Below are 20,874 nucleotides of genomic sequence, written 5' to 3'. Positions count from 1 at the left end.
GCTGCGCTACACAGAATGCCTGGCAGGTTTTCGCCGTGATAGCGCATACCGGTGCATTCAGGTGAAAATGGAGCAGAGCTGACAATTAGGCGCGCCACGTGTGTACCTTTTTTCGCCCGCGCCTGAGGAACGACTGCCATGACGTGGCGGCAGTCGAATGCACCGGAATCCTGATCTCTACGGTTGTGCCGGCACCGGGAGCGCTGTTGATGATGAGCCTTCCTTTCAGCGTCGAGACCATCTGGGAACATGCGGTCAGTCCAAGGCCAGTATGATTTCCAGCTCGCGTTGAAAAGAAAGGTGTAGTTGCCTTCACAAGGATTGCAGGCGACATGCCTGCGCCGTTGTCCGCCACATCTAGTACGAGGTAACTGCGCAGGAGGAAGGGACGTCGCTTGACTGTCGCGGAGATGAGAATTGGGGCGTTTCTGGTGCCGGATAGAGCGGCAAGAGCGTTTTCTATCAGCTCATTAACGACCAACCGTAACGGCGTCGCCGGAACAGGTTGCAGACGTGCTTTAGGATCGACCAAAACTTGCACCAAACTGCTGCGATCGTGCGCGAGATCCTCGAGGAGTGGGCCGAGCGCCACGGTGCTGGAATCTTGTGGCGCATAGGCGATCTGAAGGACACTGTTGGTGATCGATTCCAGTTCAGTAGCAGCACTGCGCGCAGCCTCAAGCATTTCGCCGCTCGGTTGCTTGTCTGGTTGTGCGTGCTCAAGGAACAGCCTCAAGGCTGTAACCCGCGATCGGGTCATATGCGCAAAGAGCGAAGCGAACGAGCGCATATGCTGGTCACGGCGATTGGCCAAAGCATAGCGTTGATGGATAACGAGATAAAAGGTGGCACCCAGGCCAAGTGCGATGGCAAAGATGAACCAGTTGCGCGAGGCCGCAATGTCGATGCTGGCGGTCTGCTGCAAGGTGGCACTGTGATCAACGGTAGAGCTGGAAATCTCGTAAATTGACTGTTCCAGCTTGGCCATGTCGGCAATGGCTTGGGTGTAGTTTGTACGCGCTGACACAAGAGGGGCAATTTTCTGTTCGAGGGTTAGGCCAATCCGGCCCAGGAGTTCGGCATCGTGGTCGGGAAAAAAGCGGTTCAGATAGGGCAGGTTTTCCAACTGCGCGACGTTGACGTTCACCAACGCCATTTGTCGATCGATGTCCGCATCAAGCTTGCCCGTCTCGTCGGCAATGCGAAGATAGCCATAGACTCGTATAAGGCGCTCGCGAATCTGTGCCGCGCGCCACTGAATCTCGAAAGTCTGATTGAGGATGGCATCCGTCTCCTGACGGTAGCGGTTCGATTGCATGAATGTCCACGCACTCAGCCCAAGCGCTGCAGCCATACCGAGATACGGCAGAACAGTGAGCAAACGGCCGTTTAAGAACTTCATTGCGTGGCGCGCAGGATGACTGGGAAAAACACCCAGATCGAGTTTCTTGCGGGAACATATGAAGCAGGCAATTGGTCGAAGGGCCAAACAATGAAGATGGGGCCTTTTTCTACCATGCTGATCGGGCGGAAATCCTGGCCCGGCGGGCAATGCGAGCCGGCCTTGTCACTCTCGTTGCAACGACGTTCGATCGCCAGGATCGGATTATAAGACCGGATTTCGTCCATATGAATGTCGGAAACGAAGTTGTCATAGGCGACAACTTTGACCTCCTGCACGGCGGTGACTCCGGCCTTGGCAAGCACATTTGCAAGCAGCGGCCCACGATATTCGATTTTCTCGTTGTCGCTCGTCCAAGGCGTACGCGTGTCATAGGTCTGTTGTGGAAAGTCTGCCCGCAGCTGCTTTACTGAAAAAACGGCGACAGTCTTGCCGCTGGCGTCTTGAACCGACACTTCGTTGGGATCGAGCGGAATTTCCTCGGCGGCGCTGGCGAGCGGAAGGGCTACGGCAAACATGACGGCGAGAGCATTACGCAACATCTTCCACATCCTCGTATTCGCGGGGGCCATCGTTCTTAGCGAAGAGGACGCAAGGTCCTCGGGAGCCCCGCGGATCGTAGGCAAATCCCTTTTCTGCTAGGGCAAGGGTGATGTTGCGGATGCCGTCAAGGCCATAGAGGTGGTCGTGCAGCTCAAGAAAGATGCGTTCGACGCCGGGCAGCTCGGCATCCTGCAGAAGTTCTTTCTCAGCTCCTTCAATGTCCATGACGAGGGCGTTTATTCGATGATCGGCGATGAAACGATCGACGTCGGCCGAGACGATCGAAAGTTCGCGCTCATATGGTCCTTGGTCTTTGTCCGTGGAAGACATCCAAAGGTCGCGGCGAACGTAGAAGGTGAAGGACCGCGGCGGGCCTGCTGTGAGGATACCCTGCGAATATGTGACATTGTCGAGATCGTTGGCCGCTATCACGCGCTTCGCTAGTTCCGCTGTTGCGGGATTCGCTTCAAAAGCCCACACCTGAACGCCGGGGATTTTCGCGATCAGTGCGGTGATGATGCCGATACCGGACCCTAGCTCCAGTACGCGATCGCGCGCCTTGACTGCCCTGAAGATCCACTTCGCTTCCTTCGCCTCATAGCTCTGGCTTTGAAGCGCTCTCCAGATAACCGGCGAAACATCCTGTGGTGCGACAGGAACCTTGATTCCATGGACGATCATGGGCGCAATTGTCTCACAGACCTCGTGGGAGCGGATGGCCTTGCCGCATGAGCTTGGCGCGAGCCTGCTTGTAGTATTTCTCGGCCGAGCCGGCATCAATGGCCAGCCGGTCGGCCATCAGCGAAAAGATTTCCTTGCGTTTCACGCCGGGTTCGCGATGCGCCATCATGTCGATGGCCTCTTGTTCGCGCGGTGTAAGAACAGAAAAGCGATAATCGGGTTTCGTCATGACAACCCGCGACAGGCGCAACGAGAATCCCTTGGTGGAAATATCGTCCAGCACGTCCCTGAACACGCCGGGCGCAAGCCCGGTCTTGCCGAGATAGGCGGCAGCGCCGATTTGCCGGAAGCCATCCGCCTCGCAAAGGTTGTCAGAACCGGTGACGACAACATGGATCGCACTGGGTGAAGCCTCGATGATCTTGTCGACGACAGCGACGCGGTCGCCCTGTGACGTGGGATCAAAACCGGGCAAGCCAGGATCGATCACGACAAGATCGAAATGATTGTTTTGAAGCTCGGCAGTCGCGATGTTCAGCGTCTCCGCTCCCAGGACAATGCATTCTTCGAAGCTTGCTTGCACTTCGTTCATCAGTGCCAGACGCATAAGTGTCTGGTCTTCGACCACCAGGGCACGAAACATTGGAAGCCAATCCCTCTACGCATGCGCCCACCGCCCCTGTCTCTCAGAATTGGTCGCTTCAAAAAAGGGATGATGTCATCCCTATTTTTCCTCACCTCCCGAGCTACCAGTATGTGACCGATGTACGCCAGGGCGAGGACGATGCCTATTCAACAGGTCTGCAGCAATGGACAGATGGAAGCGGCTGAAGACGTCGCAAAACTGATTGCGGAACATCGTCAGAGCGTTGCCGCGCTTGAATGTATCGGCAAGCGATGGATGGGGGCCGAAGGGCCGGACGCGATCGTGCTGGGTGAGAGGCTGGACGCGGTCATGGCGGAGGAGGCCGCTGTGCGAAGGCGTGCTGCCATTGCTCCAGTAGCCACTATCGCGGAAATGAAAATGAAGGCTGCTTACTTCCAACGGCTGACGGCTCATGGCTGGTGCGAGATTGATGTCGACGATTGGCGCGCGTTGCTCGGTTCCTTCACGAAACTGCAGCCCTAAGAAAAGATCGTCGAAATCCATGAGGCCACGGTATTCCAGCCCGCGTAGATGGCCGCCGGCACCAAAATGATCGCGATGAACGCAGCCGCTCCGCCAATGGCGCCGTCGCCGCGTCCTTCCACAGGATAGTAATATCTGTGCGCTTCATCATCGTGTTTCATGCTGTCTCTCCGACCGCTTGTTTAGCAGCAGTCGCACAGGATGCCGAAACGTTGTGCCCCACAAACCCGCACGTTTCATCTTAGCGTTGATTTCCGCGATCAGATAGTTCTCATTGACGGCTTTGCCGTTTGCGGTTGTTGCGGCAAACGCGTATCCGGTCGCTATCAGCGCCGTGCCGACGTCGATTGTGTCGCCATTCAGCTGCGCACCGCACACGACAAAAACCGCCTTGTCCAGGGCGTAGCCGATTGGCTGGCATGTAACCGCCGCGCTATCGAATAGGGCTGCAAGGTGCGCCAGCGAGGTGTTCCCGCAATCGATTTTGTTTCCATTTTGCTCTTCGGCTGACGTGCCTCGAAGACATGACTGGACGCCATAGAGGCGGAAAAGGTGATCTCCATCACGCCAGGTATCTCCGGTCAGCAGTTGAGCCGATTTCGATACTGCCAAGGGCGTTGGCACGGCAGACTCGGATGCATCCTGGGCCTGGGCCGAAGCGCACAAACCAAATGCGGCCAGCACTGCGAAGCTCGCCTGCTTCATTCCTGGAACTGTCCACCGAGGTCGGCCGAATGCTCCAGATCGGGGCGCAGCGACTTGCCGTCCTTGTTGCGTCCGATCGCCGCCATGTCGAAAAAAACCATTTCGTCATCGTCGTAGGCGACGTTGTACGGGTCGTTTGCGTTGCCCGCACCGACGAGAGAGAAACACGACACGGCGTCGGGTTCACCCTTCGTGCTTTGCAGCACAAGTGTTTTGCAAAGCACGACAGATGCGCGATTGTTGTAGATTGCCTCTTCATAGTCCTGCGCGGCCTTCGTGCAGTCCCATTGCTGCGTCTTGTACGTGATCTTCGGTTTGGGGCAGGCCGCAAGGCCGCGCAGCCGGTACGTCACGCCGTTTATGACGCGCTCGGTCGCCGACGGCACCTTAACCGGCGAGATAAGGGCGGCCGCATCGCGCTGAAAGAGCGCGCCTTTTGCATCATAGCGTTCATAGACGAACACCTTCTCGCCCGGCTTGGCAAACTGGAGCAGGTAGTGCTCCGACGGCTGGGCAAAGGCACTCGGGGCGTCGGCGCCGGCAGCATAAGCCGCGGTGCCCTGAAGCAGCAAAACCATGCAAAGGGCCGTCTGTCTCATCGAAATCCGTCCTTGCGATTACATACAGTGTTGACACTTTACTAGGGCTGCGTGTAGCCATAGTAAAGTGTTAAATTTTGGCGACACTATGAACGCTCGATTCGCTCTCCTGCTCACCCTGTGTGGCGCCACGATGCCGTTCAATGCGCACGGCCAGGACCTGGCATCAGACCGCGTAGCAGTTGCCTTTGCAACACCGGCGCAAGCCCTTGCCGCGGTCGGGGCGCAAAGGCCGGGGGCGTGTACGACCGGAAATCGTGCTGAGGTCTCCCGACTTGTGCGTTCAATCGCGCAAGAGGAAGGGTTCGACGCCGATCTGGCCGAGGCAATTGCATGGGCCGAAAGCGATCTCGGCGCCAGTCAGGGTCCGTCGAAGGCCGGAGCCCTAGGGATCATGCAGCTGATGCCAGGCACGGCGGCCGATCTCGGCGTGAGCGACCGTTGCGACACAGAGGCAAATGTACGGGCTGGCCTCCGCCATCTGAAGTCACTCTATGACGAGTTCCAGGATCCGCTGCTGATGCTGGCGGCTTACAACGCCGGGCCCAACAGCGTCTACAAGGCGCAGGGCATTCCGGTGAATCCGGAAACTGCAGAATACATCGTGAAAATACTGAACCGCTGGAAGTTCGGCGGTGTCGTGAAGAAGTCTGCCCTGGCCAAATCCGAAATGCTCGCGGCCGCTCCGCCAGCAAGCGAGGACGCCTGGCAGGATGGTCATGTCATGGATTTCGGCAACTGAAAGGAGCCAAGGGTGGAATACAGGAAAGCGGGCAAATTTGCCCTGAAACTGGCCTTGGCCTCGGCGGTCGGAATAGCTCTCGCGCCGGCCAGTGCATATGCGCAGTCGGCGGCACCGGTCGAGAATGTGCTGGAGTGGTTCGTCGGCGTTCTGCAGGGCAACATCGCGCGCTCATTCGCCATCATCGCGGTCTGTTTTCTTGGCTTCCTCGCCATGACGGGCCGCCTGGCGTGGATGATGGCTTTTTCCATCATCATTGGCATCGCTCTGATCTTCGGCGCTGCCCAGTTGGTGGATGCGGTTCGCGCGACCGCGGGAGGCAGCTGAGACATGGACGACGAGGAAGTCTATGTCGAGCCGGTCAGCCTGCCACTGACACGCCCCCCGATGAAATGGGGGGTGCGATATGAAGTTTTTGCTCTGAACGGCATCCTGGCGGTGATCGGCTTTATCGCCACGAGCAGCTTCATGCTCGGTCTTGGGGTGTTCGGCGTGGTGCATCTGGTCAGCGCATATCTGTGCCAGCTCGACCCCTATATGTTTCATATTTTCGAGCGGCGCGTCTCCAAACGCGGAGCGGTGGCGAACCTTACTTTCTGGGGGGCGAGGAGCTATTCGCCATGAGCCTCGATGCCGACCTGAAATTTGGCCGTGAGCGGCGGCGTGAAAAGCCCGCGGCGATGCACATCCCTTACCTTCGCCATGTCGATGACAATCTGATCGTAACGAAGAGCGGCTTTCTGGTGGGCGTCATCCAGCTCAGTGGCCTGCCCTTCCAGACGATGGACCAGGCCGAGTTGAACAGCCGCATGTTCAACCGCAACACGACGTTCCGGAATCTCTCAACGTCTCGCTTTGCGGTCTACACTACCATCATCCGCCGCCACGTGACGCCGGAGATCGAAGGCGACTTTGACAACCCTTTCGTGGCCGAGCTCGACGCCCGCTACATGGATGAGCTTGGGGCGAAAAACCTTTTCGTCAACGAAGCGTATCTGACGGTCATACGCCGGCCGATGGTCGGCCGCGTCGGCTGGGTGGACAAGGCGCTCAATGCGTTCCGCATCAGCACCGCAGGCGAAGAAACCCGCGAAGAGGCGATGGCCGAACTGCAGGACGTTCTCGACGGCGTCGTCAAGGATTTTACGGCTTATGGTGCACGTCTTCTCGGTCTCGTGAAGCGCCGCAACGGCTTCTTTTCCGAGCCCGCGGAATTTTTGGCGAAGATCCTCGCCGGCGGCGTCGATGTGGAAATGCCTTTGCCGCGCATGTCCCTTGGCGATGTGCTGGCGACGCGGCAGCTGTTTTTCGGCAAGTCCGCGCTGGAACTTCGCGGACCGGACGCTGGCAAGCTCGGCGCCATGGTGTCGATCAAGGAATATCCGCCGTTCACCGCGCCGGGCTCATTGGACGGTCTCTTGCGCCTGCCACATGAGTTCGTCCTGACGCAGAGTTTCGCGATCGAAGACCGTGTCACGGCGATGCGCAGGATCAACACCATCGCGAACCAGGTTGAGGGCTCCGACGAGGCGGGCACGACAGTCGAGCAGTCCGTCCACGACGGCGCCGACAAGCTGGCCGGCGGCGAAGTCGTCTTCGGACAACATCACATGAGCGTCATGGCATTGGCACCGGATATGGCTGGGCTCAACCGTGCGCTATCCGATATCACGGCCGAGCTTTCGCGCATGTCGATCGTGCCGGTCCGCGAGACACTGAACACGGAACTCGCCTTTTGGGCGCAGTTGCCGGGAAATTTCAGCTACATCGCGCGACGCGCGTTGATCTCGTCCCTTAACTTCGCCGGCCTTTTTTCAGGACACAATTTCCCCTCGGGCCAACGCGAGAGGCTGCATTGGAAACGCCCCATCGCTTTGCTCGAAACGACCAGCCAGACAGCCTATTATTTCAATTTCCACGTTCACGATGTCGGGCACTTTACGGTGTTCGGTCCGACCGGCTCGGGCAAGACCGTGGTGCTGTCATTCCTGATGGCGCAGGCCATGCGCATCATGCCGCGGCCACGATGTGTTTATTTCGATTATATGCGCGGCGCTGAAATTTTCGTTCGGGCGCTCGGCGGTCGATACGAGGTGATGGAGCCTTCTCAGCCGACCGGGTTCGCGCCATTGCAGCTCGAGGACACGGCAGAAAACCGTTCTTTCCTGGAAGATCTGCTCATCTACATTCTAACGCCGGAAGGCGGTGCGCTGGACGTGGCGGAGATGCGCGTCATCAACGCCGCCGTCGACATGATCTACAAGATCCCGCGCAAACAGCGGACCTTCGACCTGCTGCCGGAAGTGCTGCGGGGTTCGCTCATGCCCGGCATGAATGATCTGGCCGCGCGGATACAGCCCTGGCTCGACCCGAAGGACAGAGGCTGGCTTTTCAACAATCCCGTCGATCTGGTGGATTTCTCGAAACCCGTTGTCGGGTTCGACATGACCAAAATCCTGGGCGACCGAAAGCTGCGCTCGGCGGCGTTGCTCTACATCTTCCACCGTCTTGAGGACGTCATCGACGGCTCGCCGATCATGCTCTTCCTCGATGAAGGCTGGAAGCTGCTGGACGACGAGGTTTTCGCCGCTTTCATCAACGAAACGCTGAAGACCATTCGTCGCCGCAACGGCGTGGTCGGCTTTGGCACGCAGACGGCGGAAGACGTCGTCAATTCCGCCATCTCGTCGTCACTGATCGAGCAAACGAAGACCAACATTTTCTTCCCCAACCCGAAGGCGAGCAAGGAGTCCTACATGGAGCGCTTCTCGCTGACAGCGAAGGAATTCGAGTTCGTGCGCCGAACCGCGAAGGAAACACGCACCTTCCTCGTCAAGCACGACAGCGACTCGATCGTCGCCAAGCTCGATTTGTCGGCGATGCCCGATCTCATCAAGGTCTTGTCCTCGAACGAAGCCAACAGCAAGGAATGCGCACGGCTCCGGGAAACCTTCGGCGACGAGCCGGAGATGTGGCTGCCATACTTCTGCGGATGGGAGAACGAGCATGACGAAGCGGCTTAGCAGCGCTTGTCTGGCCGTGGCACTCGCGACGGCGGAAAGCATGAGCTTGGCTGTCGCGCAAATCGCGGTCATCGACGATTCGAACCTCGACAAGCGGCAAGAGGACGAGCAGCACAGCACGAAGTCGGATGAAGCGAAGAAGGACGAAACTAACAGGAAAAAAAGCGTCGTCTGCACCTATTCGAACAAATACCGCTCACAGATGTTTCGCCGGTCCCCGGCCGACGCGTTGCAGCGCGACGCGGGCAACGTGAAAATGATCCGCTATTACGCGCAAAAGTACGGCGTGCCCGAAGGCCTGGCGCTCTCCGTCGCCTATCAGGAATCGCGCTTTGACACGTGCGCCGGGAGCCACACCGGCGTCAAAGGCGTCATGCAGCTGACCAAGGGCACCGGCAAGTCCATGGGACTGGACCGCGACGTGAACGAGCAGAATATCGAAGGCGGCGTCAAATATCTCGGAATGGGGGTGAAGCAATGCGGGGCGACAAATTACAGCTGTCTCGCCTCCTTCTACAACGGATCGAACGCAGGCGAGCAAAACCAATGGGCCGGCGGCGTCGGCCGTTGGAACAGTTACTTCAACGACTATGTGTCGAGCGGCAAGGCTCCGGCCGCCGCGCCGGCACCATTCTCGATCGTGACGGCCGACGGCGCCGGCGGCACGGCCCAGGACGCGGCCATGGGCACGGTCAGGAAGGCGGCTGGCGGCCTTGATGCAAGCTCATCGCAGATGGGCGCCAACTATGCGGCGATTGACGCGCTAGCGGGCAACGTTGGCCAAGTGACGGAATACAAGGACGCTTGGGAGCTGAACTCGTCGGCTCGTGGGATCAACGCCGATGTCACCAACCAGTACCTCGCCAATGCGGGGAATTTCACTGGCCTGCTGGCTCAACTTCTGTCGTTGCAGAACGTTCAGGCATCGCAGTCGGCCAAGCTGGTGCAACAGCCGAAGAGCGGTTCTCCAAACCCGTTCTCTTGCAATCCCGTGGAACTGGAATGGTTGAAGATCGATCGCGGCCGGTGGCTACCATGCGCGGTTGAGAATGCAGGGACAAGCTCAGCCGACAGCCGCTCGATGATCATCACCACTGACCCTGCTGGCGCTGCCAGCGTCATCGATTCTCTGCAGCAATAGGAGGCTGACATGACGAAATTCGCAATTGCCGGCAGTCTGGCGCTTTGGGCAAGCACGGCCCACGCACAGATTGCCGTCATCGATGGCGCCAATCTCGATGTCGCCCGCAAGAATGCGGACAATACCAACTCCATCATGGATTCGAACAAGGATATCCTGAAAAAGAGCGACGAGATCCTGCAGGCTCTCAGCGGCAGTCGTGACGGATCGCTCGGGATCGGACAGATGGGCCTTGGCGGCAATATGTCGATTGCCCAGGCGCCGTCGTTCGGATCGATCCTGAACGGCGGGGCTCTTTCGTTTGGCGGCCTTTCGCCCGAAATCCAGAAAATCGCCGGCGCCGTCATCAACGGGCTCCAGCTGGTGAAGCAGCTCCAGCAGATTGCCGGCAAAGAGACGAGCGCCGTCAACACGGCCTATGGCGGCAGCGTCAACGTGGCCTCGCTGCTAAGCGCGCTGACTTCGCAGGCCTCGCAAGGTGTCACCCAGCGCCAACGGTCCCTGCAGTCCGCGAGCGGGCAGATCGGGCAGTCACAGGACGTCAAGGGATCGGTGGACCAGAACACACGAATGCAGCTGGAAAACGCGCGCGCGGTCAACGAACTGATCGGCGTGCAGAACGGTGCGGTCGCGGCCCTGAATGAGAAGCTGAAGGGAGATCTTCTTCGCCAGAGCCAGGTGCAGAAGATGATGACGCCGCGCACCGTCAATCCATTCGCGGAATTCGGCAAGAGCGGGGGCTGAGCGCTTGTCGAGGCGAGTCCTGCGCATATGCGTTGTGATTGGGCTCGGCGCGGGGCTTTTTGGATGCGCTAATCGCGAACTGAAAGCTCCGTGCGGGCCTTTGGCGTATGCCCACACCGACGAATGCGGCGCGCTGAAGCCGGTCAATTCAACGCCGTTCGCCAGCATCATTGACGAGGATCCATGAACGGTCTCGCCGCAAGCATCCTCGGTGGCATTGACAACATCGGCGAGGACTTCGTTCGCACCGTCTATATGCAGTTGGGCAATGCGATGGGCAACGTCTTCACGCTGATGCTGACCCTTTATATCGTGTGGTGGGGCTATTCGATTTTGAGCGGGCGTGAGTCGATTTCGCCAATCGAAGCGGCCTATCGCCTCGGCCGCGCCGTCATCATCTATCTGCTGCTGACCAGATGGGGGACATTTTCCGCGACGATCTATCAGCTCGTGCAAAGCATTCCAGACGAGGTCGGTAAGGTGATCGTCGGCGCCGTGTCGCGGGCCACCGGCAATCAGCTCAGCGATCAGGCGGCAATTCCAGCGCTGATCGACAATCTCTACCAAGGGGCGCAGGACGTCGCCAATCAGGTCTATAGCGGATCCTTCTATGACATTTTTGGCGCGCTCTTGTCGCTGCTCGTCCTGCTGTCTGCCATCATCTTCGCAGCGCTTGCCATTGCCGCGATCATCGCCGCCAAGGTGATGTTGTTCATCACGCTGGCCTTGGCGCCGATATGGATCATTCTCTGGCTTTACCGATGGTCCTCGCGCATGAGCGAAGGCTTCCTTTCGCTGAGCACCTTCCTGATGATCCAGCAAGTCCTGATCTACGGCTTTCTCGGTTTCTACTTCTCGCTCGTCAACGCGGCGCTGAACACCGCCACGTCCGGCGGAGCGACCATGGACAGCAAAATGTCGCTGGTGCTGCCGCTGGTGCTGGTGACGATCATCGGGATCTACGTTCTCATGCAGATACCTTCGATTGCTTCGATCCTGAATGGCGGCGGGTATCTGAGCACCGTGGGAGCATACAATCCTTATAGAAACTTCGGCAGAAACGCCGTGCGCTATTCCGGCGCGCGATGGGTCGCAGGCCGCGCCGCTCGCGGCGCCCGACAGCTCGCGGCAAACAGTTTTCGATCTTCGCGAGCAGCTAGGGCGGATGCCGCAACCCGGTCCGCCATCCAGCAAGGTGCGCGCGATAACTCCAGGCCTCTGGCCTAGGACACAAGAACGATCACCGATCGCGGCGTGGATCAGAATGCGTCGCGCAAACGAGGCAATAGTAACGTGACAATGCCAGTGGAAACGGCTGCCGACCGCAGCAGCGAACTCGTCGACAAGCGCTATTACAGGGCGGGCGCGACCTGGGAAGACGACACGCACCGGTCAATGCGTCGATCGCGTACATTGGCCTGGATCATCAGCGGCGTTTCCGGACTGGTGGCGGTGCTGTCTCTGTTGGCGCTCGTGCTGATCCTGCCGCTCCGGCAGTTCGAACCGTATGTTGTCGAGGTCGACAAATCGACGGGCTACCTCGAAATCATGCGCGCGCTGAAGCCTGGAGATTTGTCGCAGAACGAAGCCGTCACGGCGGCCAATCTGGTCCGCTATATCAGGGCCCGGGAAACCTACGATTCCCGTGAACTGAAACAGAATTACGACCTGGCCCAGCTCTACTCCACCGACGCGGCATCCAAGGATTTGACGTGGCTTTATACGCCTGCAAATCCACAATCGCTGGACAAGATTTTTGGCCGCAATGTCACTGTCTCGGTCGAGATCAAGTCGGTTTCCCTGCTCAATCGCAACACAGCCTCGGTGCGCTTTGCCACGACGACGCGGCGGGACAATTCGTCCACCACCGACGATTGGGTGGCGGTGATAAAATTCCGCTACACCTCGACGCCGCTGAAGAACGAATGGCGTTTCGACAATCCGTTGGGATTTCAGGTTACGGACTACCGCCGCGATCAGGAATCGGCGCCCGCTGCGGGGAGCCTACAATGAGATGGCGCGTGGGCCTTGCGCTGTCGGCCGCCTTTCTGCTCGGCACAATGCACGACGCGGCCGCACGCGACGGCCGCATCCGATACGTCACCTTCAACAATGACGACGTGACGTCGGTGCGCGCAGCTCTGGGTATTTCGACGATGGTCGAGCTCAGCCCGACCGAAGTCATCGAAACCGTGTCGGCTGGCGACACGAAAGGCTGGTCGATCATCCCCAAACGCGGATCGCGATTTCTGTTCGTAAAGCCGCTGGAGCGCGATGCGTGGACCAACGTCAACGTCGTCACCAACCGGCGCGTCTATTCCTTGCTGCTGCAGGCAACCGACAATAGCCGTGACCGGGCATCGTTCCAGGTCCGGTTCAAATACCCGGACGAGGATATCAACGCGCGCCTGCTCTCACAGGCCAAAGAGAGCGCCGCCGATCCGGATTTGAAGGACCTGAACTATGCCGATCTCAATTACGACTATGCCTACAAGGGTGACGACAGCCTGAAGCCGCGTACCGTATTCGACGACGGCACGAAGGTGTTTCTGGAGTTCAAGGGTGACATTCCGGCGATTTTCGTTGTCGACGACAAGCGCCATGAGTCGCTGGTCAACGTTCGCACGCAGGGCAAATACACAGTCATCGACAAGGTCGCGCAGCAATTCACCTTGCGGGCCGATGGCAAGACGCTCTGCCTCTACAACCGGGCGCGACCCAACGCCATCGATCCGGTCGAGCAAGTCTACGGTCCAACGAAACTGACAGGCGGTTCCACCCTGTTCGGATCCAGCGGAGGGCGGTGATGACCCAGATCGATTATAACCAGCTGGACGGCAGCCCGACGGTCGCGCGCCGCGGTGCGGGCGTGGGTACCAGGATCGCCCTGGTCGCCCTCGGCGTGGTGCTGGTTGGCGCGTTGATATGGCTGAACTGGCCCCGGGAGCCGGTATCGCGCGATGTTCGCAGCGACGGCGAGGAAAACTTCAACCCGCCCGAATTCCGCCCGCCGGCGTTGAACGAACCGCCGCAACCTGCCGACGGCACCATCGAGCAGATTGTGGTGCCGCCACCGGCCGCCGACCAGAGCGGCGCGCAACAGGCTACCAATGTCGATCAGACCGTGCAGGAGGGCGCGGATCTCGATGCGCAGCGGCGCGCGCTGGAGGCGCAAATGGCGGCAGAGGAGGCTCGCCGCAAGGCCGAGGCGGAAGAAGCCCGCCGCGAAGCCGCGGCAGAGGAAGAGGCTCGCCGTAAGGCAGAGGCCGCCGAGCGCGAAAAAGCGGTGTGGGAACGCCTGCGCTCGAACCAGATGGTGACGAATGATCAAACCGGCTCGACGGATGCCGGCGCCCAGGCGGCGCAGGTCGAGATCGCGCCCGACGGTCAGATCATTCCGGTCCCCGGCGCCGACAGTGATCCCAACAAGGCATTCCTGGCGCAGTCTGAGGCAAGTTCTTCCGGCATCGTCAAAGCCAGGGTCTTCCGACGCACCGATGCGTTGATCCCTGAAGGCACGATCATTCGCGGCTATTTGGAAACCGCGATCAACACCGACCTTCCCGGTGCCGTGCGCGCTGTCGTGCGTGAGGATGTCTTCTCGCTCGACGGCAGGCGGATCCTCATTCCGAAGGGCTCGCGCCTGACCGGAGAATACCGCTCGGGGCTTGCGCGCGGTCAAAAGCGTGTTTTCATCGTCTGGAGCAGGGTCATCCGCTCGGATGGCATTTCCGTCGACATCAAATCGCCTGGTGCCGACGCGCTCGGCCGCGGCGGCATGGGCGGCCGTGTCGATACGCACTGGGCTGCACGGTACGGCAACGCCATCATGCTTTCCGTGGTTGGCGGAGTCTCTGAATATCTGTCCTCGCTTGGCGATAGCGGGCAAGATGGCCAACAGCGCCAGGTGTCGACAATCGATCCCGTAACAGGTGAGACCACGACCCTAACTTATGGTGGCAATGGCTCGCAGCGCGACGCCCGCAGCATCGCGTTTGATAAGTCATCGACCGCCTTGCAGCAACTCGCGCAAGAGGCGTTTCGCGACACGCAGAACATTGGCCCGACAGTCTACGTCGACCAGGGCACATCGGTCGTCGTGCTGGTGCGGCGAGATCTCGATTTCTCGGACCTATACGCCGATCCCGTCCAGGAAGAAGTTGCACGCCTGAAGGCAGGTGGGCGGCCGAAGGCGGCGATCGATCCGACGCCTCTCTACGGCATGCCGACGGATCATTTTTATTCCGGCTATGGGAGCCCGGTGAAATGAATGCCGTGCATCCCCTCCCTGACCCTTGGGCGAGAGCCCCGGTCCTGCGTGCTCATCTGGAACCGATATGGGCCTATTTGACCGAAGATGCGGTGTCCGAGATTGCGATCAACAGGCCGGGTGAATTGTTTATCGAACGCCTCGGCGCGAAGGAAATGGAGCATGTCGTCAAGCGCGAGGTCACGCCCGGCTGGATTAGGCATATCTCGACGGGTGTCGCCTCGGCGACAAATCAGGTCATCAACGAAGAGAAGCCGGTCCTGTCGGCCGCTCTACCCTCGGGTGAGCGCATCCAATGCATCTTGCCGCCGGCGGCTCCCGAAGGCGGGGCGATTTCGATCCGCAAGCAGGTCATCATGGATATGAGCCTTGCTGCCTACAAGGATCTCGGCGCCTTCGAGGACACGGCAATGGGCAGCGGCCTTGCGCTTTCAATCGAAGAAAAGCGACTCGTCGAGATGTTGCACGACACGTCGCCAATGGACTTCCTGCAATACGCGGTGCGCAACCGCGTCTCGATCGTGGTTTCAGGCGGCACGTCAACCGGCAAGACGACTTTCTTGAATGCGCTCTTGAAGGAGATCCCGGCCCATGAGCGGATCATCACGATCGAAGACACCCGCGAACTGAGGCTGCCGGCTCCCAACAACGTCACCTTGATAGCCTCGAAGGGCGACCAGGGGCTTGCCAAGGTCTCCGCCCAACAGCTGCTCGAAGCCTCGCTTCGCATGCGGCCCGACCGTCTGCTTTTGGGCGAGTTACGCGGCGCTGAAACCTTCGCGTTCCTCCAGGCGATCAACACCGGCCACCCGGGTTCGCTCACGACCGTTCATGCCAATTCCGCCCGGTCCGCCTACGAGCGGCTGGCGCTCATGGTCATGCAGGGCAGTTCGGGCCTCTCACGAGGCGAAATCCTCGGCTATCTGCGCGAGGTCATTCCGGTGGTCGTCCAGATGGTCCGCACCGAAGGCGGACGGCGCGGCATCAGCGAGATCAAGTTCACCAAGGCCGAGACAATCTAGCGGGGGCCTATCCATGCAGAAAATCGCAACTGCAATTTTCATGGTGCTCATGGCGATGGCCCTGGGCGCCCTGGTCTTCACCGTCGTCTATGCCGCGACAGATTGGTTCAGGACTGGCTCCCGGGTCCTGTTCGACCAGTTGAACGCCAATCCCTTGCCCGTCGTTCGTCTGGCCTGGGCAGATACGATAGCGGGGAATGTTAGCCGGGTACAATACGCCGTCGCCGCAGGGGCATTAGGGTTTCTTGCGCCGCTGGTCGGCCTGTTTCTCATGCGCCCGAAAAAGCGCAACGACTCTCGCTTCATGACTATGAGCGACGTATCAAAAACCGGCCTGACGAAAGTTGGCGGCGTCTTCGTCGGTCGAGCCGGCGGCAGGCTGGCCGAAATTCTGTCGCCCGGCCGCGATCAGCGCTCCGGCAAGATCCGCTTGACCCAGCGCAAGCTGATCGGCGGCAAGAAATTGTGGATTGATGGCGATGATGTCGGCGGTTTCGTCATAGGACCGCCGCGCTCCGGTAAAGGCACGTCTCTCATCATCCCGAACGCCTTGACCTGGCCGCATTCGCTCGTGGTTCTCGACCTGCGGGGCGAGACCTATGCGGCGACTGCCGGTTACCGTTCAACCATCAGCCGCGTGGTGCGTTTTGCGCCGGCTGATCAGGACGGCAATACCGCATGCTACAATCCGATGGACTTCATCTCGCTGGATTCGGCGCAGCGCGACATCGACCTTCGCAACATCGCTGCGGCGCTGTTTCCGCGACCGCCCTCAAATGCCGACCCTTATTGGGTGAACGACGCCCGTCTCCTTTTTACCGGCATAGCATCCTTCGTCATGGAATCGCCGACGATCCCAAACCAGAAAAAGACCTTTGCCACAATCCTCGAGATCATGAACGGTGCCGAGCAGCCGCTCCTGGAATTCATCGGCTCGCTGCGCGAGGAACGCCGCCGCGAATGTTCGCATTTCACATTGCAAACCCTGCTGCCCTACTTTGAGATGTCTGAGCGGCAGTTCTCCGGAATCTACGCCGGCGTGCGCACCGGCATGGCCCCCTTCCTCAACGAGCGCCTGATGCGAGCCACCTCGCGCAGCACGTTCGATATTCGCAGGCTCAAGCGGGACCGGATTTCTCTCTATCTCGACGTGCGCCGCGAGCAGATCACTTCGCTTGGACCGTTGTTCAACGTCCTGATCACGCAGATGATGAACTTCATGTCGGAAAGCCTGCCGCAGCCGGGCGAGCATCCGGTACTTGTGCTGCTCGACGAGTTCCAGAACCTCGGCAAGCTGGAGAACGTCACCGAAATGGCGAGCGTGCTCGGCGGCAACGGTGTTTCGATGTGGTTTTTCGTGCAGTCGTTGAAGGCTGTAGGCGAGATCTATCGCCAGGAAGGGCGCAAGACGCTCATTAATGCCGCTCGCGTGCAGATCTTTTTCGGCGCGCAGGATGCTGACGATCTGCGCTACGTTTCCGAGCAGCTCGGCGAAAGGTCGGACGTGCAAAAAGACGTGACGCGCACCAAGGCGACGTTGTTCGACACTTATTACACGCGCTCGGAGCACCGCAAGGAAGTGCGGCGGCCGCTCATGCGGCCGGACGAAATCCGCACGCTCGACAAGAACAAGGTCATCATATTGCCGCGCGGCGAGCTGCCGATCCTTGGCACGCGCAATTTCTATTTCGCCGACGGCCAGCTCGCCAAACGCGCATTCATGCCCCTGCCCGCCTCTACCGACGCTTCGCGCACGAAAAGACCTGCGCTGGACGCTTCCGCGGCGGTTCCATCTCCTGCGCTCCCGACGATTGTGCCGACAGCACCGGCGTACCGCTCAGGCCTCTTGCAGACGCGCCTACGGCGCGGCGCAACATTTGCCGCAAAAGCCGGCCGTATGGCTCCGCCGCGGGGCCGGCGCACAATCGTCAAAGAACGGCCGAAAGCAAGCGACACTGCAGGTGTGCCACCTTATGCCGCCATAGATTTTTCCGCGTTGGCGGCCAAAGCGGTGACAACACGCATAGCGCCAGAAAAAGAAGCGGCGGTTGCGGCTATCCTAAACAAGGTGCGATCTCTCCGAGCCCACGCATCCGACACCGAGGCTTTCGATCGAAATTTGAGCGTCGTCGAAGATACTTTGCCTGATGTAGTCGACGGGTAGGAACTGCTGCGCCCTGCTCGTGTCAGATAGAAGAGCGGCAACGTCATGCCTCAGGCCTTCCGTATCAGCCGCCAGTTGCCGGGCGGTGCCGCTTGAGCACTCCAGTCAATCGCAGCGTAGAATCTTTGCTTCGCGCGCGACCGCGACGAAAGCCCTGCGGGCGGCGGGTGGATGAAGCTCACCTCGTATAACCTTCAGACAGGCGTCCATAGCTGCCCTGTGCTTCTCCGTCTGACGACCACCAAGATCCCGCAGCAGGATGGAGGCCGCATCATTAACATCGAACACGGTGCGTTCTGTATAGCGGCCAATCTGAATCACAACTGGCCTCTCAAATCTTACCAAGCCGGTCATCTACCCTCACCCTTGAAACTCTATCAACAACAGCCTGCGATCACCGGCGGAAGAAAAATCGCGTCGGTTGATCCCGCTTGCGGGTTGCCCCGGTCGGCCGCTCAATCGAAAGTTTAGTAAGAGGTGGGTTTCCACCCATGTTCAATTCGAGCAGACGTTGGTCCAATTCCTTGTCCGCCGCTGTGAGGCGATGGTTTAGGCGCAGATAGTCCATCCAGGTCGGCGTGCGGAAGGTTTCTGTCCAAAGCGAGGAATCCTGAAGATCGCGCTGGAGGTTCCAGTGCCTGGCGCCGACGCGGCTTTGCACCCGCCGTCGTTCCTGCATCTGATCGAGGAAAGCTTCGACGTTTGCCTCCGGTATTGAGTACTCGATCTTGATGACGATCGGGCCGCTTCTCGGCTTCAGGTCGAGAGCGAGTTGCGGTGTCTCGAAGCCAAAAGGATCCTGATCAGAGTCTTGCCATTGACGGATCGGCAACAGGAACCCGGTGGCCGCGACCATCAGTAGCGCAGCAGCTGAAATCTCCAGGGCTGAGGCAAGCGAATAGTTCTCAGCCACCGTACCCCACAGCCAACTGCCGGCCGCGATACCACCCGACGAAAGGGCATAATAGATCGAGAGCGTGCGACCAACGACCCACCTTGGGCTTGCCAATTGAACGCTTACGTCGAGCCCCGTCCAGGTGACCACCCATCCCGCGCCGCCGAGCGCCAGCGCAATAGCCGCCACTGCCACTGAAGACGTGAGAGCAAGAGATAAACAACACGCCGCGCAAGCAATGCATGCCAGTATTGTCAGTCGCTCCTGGGAGAGCGACCGTCTCAAAACATTGTTGCAGATGCCGACGCACAAGGCGCCGGTCCCGAAGCCAGCCATCAGGATGCCATAAACGATCGGTCCTCCGCCTAATTGATCGCGGGCAACGACAGGCAGGAGCGCGAGTATGGAGATGCTGGTCAGGCCAAAAAGCGCGCCACGCGCGATTGCCGCCTTGATCTCCGCCGATAGCGCCGTGAAGCGCGCTCCGTCATGAATGGCCGTGGTCAATGGCTCGCGCGGGAGGGGGGACGAGCGAACATCCCATTTGCGGCGCCCTATGGTCCACAGCAGCGCTAGATAGGTCAGCGTCGCCACAGCGAAAGCTGTCAAAGGTCCAAAGGAGGCAACGACAATGCCACCAAGCGCCGGACCGACGCTTCGAACAGCGTTATATCCAACCGAGATGAGCGTAACCGCGGCTGGAACTTCGCGTTTTCGTAAGATGTCGCCGACCGACGCGTGCCAAGCGGGATCGGTGAAAGCGGCGCCCGCTCCGGCCAAACAGCTGAATGCAAGAACCATCCATGGATTGAAAATTCCCAAGCCTGCAAGAACCGTCAGCATCGCCGAGGACAGCGCTATCACGGACCAGCCAGCGAACATCAGATTGCGGCGGCTGAAATTATCAGCCAGGGCTCCGGCGATGATCGACAGGATGAATGTAGGCAACGTCGTCGAAGCCTGCACCAAGGCGACCATCACGTCGGAAGTCGAAATGGTCGCCATCAGCCAACTGATGGCGACAGTTTGAATTAGCCAGCCAAAGCTGGACACCTGCGTAGCAAGCCAGATCGATCGGAAAGTTGCATTCTCGAGCGGCGCAAATGTCGCCGACGAAGCTGGAGTCGCATCTGCGGGCGCCACCCTGCTCATTGGGTTGAGCCCTCCCCTCGGTCTATCGGTCGCGTTTAGAGGTGCCCTCCCGGCGCAGGTGCCCGTGGAGGAATAGCAGCATGAGCGCATTTGCTAGGGATAGCGCAAGACAATTCTTCACCGCCGGCGCTCTGGCCGAAGCGATTACTTGGTCTGGAAGAAAAGGCGGATGCAGCCTGACCGCAAATCGGGCATCGCACCGAGTTTAGGAATTGCCGCCTTCGGGAAGGAGACCTTCATTCCGCGCGGGAAACGATGCCCATGGAAAGCCTGGGACGACGGCGCCGATTTCTATCAGAGAGCTGGCCCGCAGCGGATTCAACGAAGCCGGGCCACACCTACCTAGCCGCCTTGATGCACGGCGATAAGCTTTTGACGGCCTGAAGCGACGCTGTGGTCGCCGTTGCGGTGCTTTTCCACGCGCCTCGTCAGGCGCCGGGATTGCTCCGTCGTGATGGCAGGCGGGGGTTTGCAGGTTGCGGTCGACGGGTTCGTTTCGGGGCGTCTGCCCCCATCGTTATGTCGCGAGTTGGGGGATGCGATCGAGGACGATGCGCAGGATGCGCTGGTCGGGGCACGATGTCGGCAGGTGCAGGCGGATTTGCGATTTCATCTCGACCACCCGCGCAGCGATTTTGATGAGGCGCAATCGCAGCGTGTCG

Annotated in this window: 23 protein-coding genes; 13 read left to right on the top strand and 10 right to left on the bottom strand. The window is 59.5% G+C overall.

Annotation, left to right across the window (positions count from 1 at the left end; genetic code table 11):
* Positions 1–85: 85 nt before the first annotated feature.
* From NKJ93_RS19185 to NKJ93_RS19170, 4 genes are read right to left on the bottom strand one after another with little or no spacing between them, the layout of a single operon-like run.
* Entirely contained in the window at positions 86–1,402 is a 1,317-nt protein-coding gene (locus NKJ93_RS19185) for a sensor histidine kinase (protein WP_023722885.1), read from the bottom strand.
* Entirely contained in the window at positions 1,399–1,944 is a 546-nt protein-coding gene (locus NKJ93_RS19180) for a putative pterin-binding protein (RefSeq protein ID WP_156948359.1), read from the bottom strand. Before NKJ93_RS19180 ends, NKJ93_RS19185 begins: the two co-directional genes overlap by 4 nt.
* Positions 1,934–2,626 (bottom strand): FkbM family methyltransferase, encoded by a 693-nt coding sequence (locus tag NKJ93_RS19175; RefSeq protein WP_023722883.1) that lies wholly within the window; start codon positions 2,624–2,626, stop codon positions 1,934–1,936. Before NKJ93_RS19175 ends, NKJ93_RS19180 begins: the two co-directional genes overlap by 11 nt.
* Positions 2,627–2,639: 13 nt before the next feature.
* A complete protein-coding gene (locus NKJ93_RS19170; protein ID WP_023722882.1) occupies positions 2,640–3,269 on the bottom strand; it encodes a response regulator in 630 nt (209 codons plus the stop codon).
* 141 nt (positions 3,270–3,410) lie between these two features.
* Here NKJ93_RS19170 and NKJ93_RS19165 point away from each other — a divergent pair, with 141 nt between their 5' ends.
* Positions 3,411–3,755, top strand: a complete 345-nt coding sequence (locus tag NKJ93_RS19165; RefSeq protein WP_031195334.1) for a hypothetical protein — start codon at positions 3,411–3,413, stop codon at positions 3,753–3,755.
* Here the strand turns inward: NKJ93_RS19165 and NKJ93_RS19160 are convergent.
* From NKJ93_RS19160 to NKJ93_RS19150, 3 genes are read right to left on the bottom strand one after another with little or no spacing between them, the layout of a single operon-like run.
* Positions 3,752–3,916, bottom strand: a complete 165-nt coding sequence (locus tag NKJ93_RS19160; protein WP_156948357.1) for a hypothetical protein — start codon at positions 3,914–3,916, stop codon at positions 3,752–3,754. The two genes, NKJ93_RS19165 and NKJ93_RS19160, sit on opposite strands and share 4 nt — an antisense overlap.
* A complete protein-coding gene (locus NKJ93_RS19155) occupies positions 3,903–4,460 on the bottom strand; it encodes a thermonuclease family protein (RefSeq protein WP_023722879.1) in 558 nt (185 codons plus the stop codon). The genes NKJ93_RS19160 and NKJ93_RS19155 overlap by 14 nt, the downstream gene beginning before the upstream one ends.
* Positions 4,457–5,059, bottom strand: coding sequence for a hypothetical protein (locus NKJ93_RS19150; protein WP_352516264.1), 603 nt, complete (start codon positions 5,057–5,059; stop codon positions 4,457–4,459). The genes NKJ93_RS19155 and NKJ93_RS19150 overlap by 4 nt, the downstream gene beginning before the upstream one ends.
* Before the next feature lie 88 nt (positions 5,060–5,147).
* On the opposite strand from NKJ93_RS19150, the gene NKJ93_RS19145 reads away from it, so the two are divergent.
* From NKJ93_RS19145 to NKJ93_RS19090, 12 genes are all read left to right on the top strand, one after another.
* The gene (locus NKJ93_RS19145; protein ID WP_352516262.1) at positions 5,148–5,801 is read left to right on the top strand and encodes a lytic transglycosylase domain-containing protein; all 654 of its coding nucleotides are present in this window, start codon (positions 5,148–5,150) and stop codon (positions 5,799–5,801) included.
* 12 nt (positions 5,802–5,813) lie between these two features.
* Positions 5,814–6,128: a TrbC/VirB2 family type IV secretion system protein gene (locus NKJ93_RS19140; protein ID WP_352516261.1), complete on the top strand. Its 315-nt coding sequence runs from the start codon at positions 5,814–5,816 to the stop codon at positions 6,126–6,128.
* A gap of 3 nt (positions 6,129–6,131) precedes the next feature.
* On the top strand, positions 6,132–6,425 hold the full coding sequence (locus NKJ93_RS19135) for a VirB3 family type IV secretion system protein (RefSeq protein ID WP_352516259.1): 294 nt from the start codon (positions 6,132–6,134) through the stop codon (positions 6,423–6,425).
* Complete coding sequence (locus NKJ93_RS19130; protein ID WP_352516258.1) at positions 6,422–8,824, top strand: VirB4 family type IV secretion/conjugal transfer ATPase; 2,403 nt, start codon at positions 6,422–6,424, stop codon at positions 8,822–8,824. The genes NKJ93_RS19135 and NKJ93_RS19130 overlap by 4 nt, the downstream gene beginning before the upstream one ends.
* Entirely contained in the window at positions 8,808–9,965 is a 1,158-nt protein-coding gene (locus NKJ93_RS19125; protein WP_352516256.1) for a transglycosylase SLT domain-containing protein, read from the top strand. Before NKJ93_RS19130 ends, NKJ93_RS19125 begins: the two co-directional genes overlap by 17 nt.
* Before the next feature lie 9 nt (positions 9,966–9,974).
* On the top strand, positions 9,975–10,709 hold the full coding sequence (locus tag NKJ93_RS19120) for a type IV secretion system protein (RefSeq protein WP_352516255.1): 735 nt from the start codon (positions 9,975–9,977) through the stop codon (positions 10,707–10,709).
* Between the two features lie 183 nt (positions 10,710–10,892).
* On the top strand, positions 10,893–11,936 hold the full coding sequence (locus tag NKJ93_RS19115) for a TrbL/VirB6 family protein (protein ID WP_352516254.1): 1,044 nt from the start codon (positions 10,893–10,895) through the stop codon (positions 11,934–11,936).
* 72 nt (positions 11,937–12,008) lie between these two features.
* Positions 12,009–12,722, top strand: coding sequence for a VirB8 family type IV secretion system protein (locus tag NKJ93_RS19110; protein WP_352547726.1), 714 nt, complete (start codon positions 12,009–12,011; stop codon positions 12,720–12,722).
* On the top strand, positions 12,719–13,516 hold the full coding sequence (locus NKJ93_RS19105; RefSeq protein ID WP_352516253.1) for a TrbG/VirB9 family P-type conjugative transfer protein: 798 nt from the start codon (positions 12,719–12,721) through the stop codon (positions 13,514–13,516). Before NKJ93_RS19110 ends, NKJ93_RS19105 begins: the two co-directional genes overlap by 4 nt.
* Entirely contained in the window at positions 13,516–14,979 is a 1,464-nt protein-coding gene (gene virB10 / locus NKJ93_RS19100) for a type IV secretion system protein VirB10 (protein ID WP_352516252.1), read from the top strand. Before NKJ93_RS19105 ends, virB10 begins: the two co-directional genes overlap by 1 nt.
* A complete protein-coding gene (virB11, locus tag NKJ93_RS19095) occupies positions 14,976–16,001 on the top strand; it encodes a P-type DNA transfer ATPase VirB11 (RefSeq protein ID WP_352516251.1) in 1,026 nt (341 codons plus the stop codon). The genes virB10 and virB11 overlap by 4 nt, the downstream gene beginning before the upstream one ends.
* A gap of 13 nt (positions 16,002–16,014) precedes the next feature.
* Positions 16,015–18,165, top strand: a complete 2,151-nt coding sequence (locus tag NKJ93_RS19090) for a type IV secretory system conjugative DNA transfer family protein (protein ID WP_352516250.1) — start codon at positions 16,015–16,017, stop codon at positions 18,163–18,165.
* Positions 18,166–18,270: 105 nt separating this feature from the next.
* Here NKJ93_RS19090 and NKJ93_RS19085 read toward each other — a convergent pair whose 3' ends face one another.
* From NKJ93_RS19085 to NKJ93_RS19075, 3 genes are all read right to left on the bottom strand, one after another.
* Positions 18,271–18,519 (bottom strand): DUF982 domain-containing protein, encoded by a 249-nt coding sequence (locus tag NKJ93_RS19085; RefSeq protein ID WP_023723202.1) that lies wholly within the window; start codon positions 18,517–18,519, stop codon positions 18,271–18,273.
* A 40-nt stretch (positions 18,520–18,559) separates the two neighbouring features.
* Positions 18,560–20,212, bottom strand: coding sequence for an MFS transporter (locus NKJ93_RS19080; RefSeq protein WP_031195547.1), 1,653 nt, complete (start codon positions 20,210–20,212; stop codon positions 18,560–18,562).
* 517 nt (positions 20,213–20,729) lie between these two features.
* A partial coding sequence (locus tag NKJ93_RS19075; RefSeq protein ID WP_352590759.1) for a transposase occupies positions 20,730–20,874 on the bottom strand: 145 nt, incomplete at its 5' end.

The sequence above is a fragment of the Mesorhizobium sp. M0028 genome (genome assembly GCF_040323855.1).
Lineage (GTDB): Bacteria > Pseudomonadota > Alphaproteobacteria > Rhizobiales > Rhizobiaceae > Mesorhizobium.
This window is presented reverse-complemented; position numbering and strand designations above follow the sequence as displayed.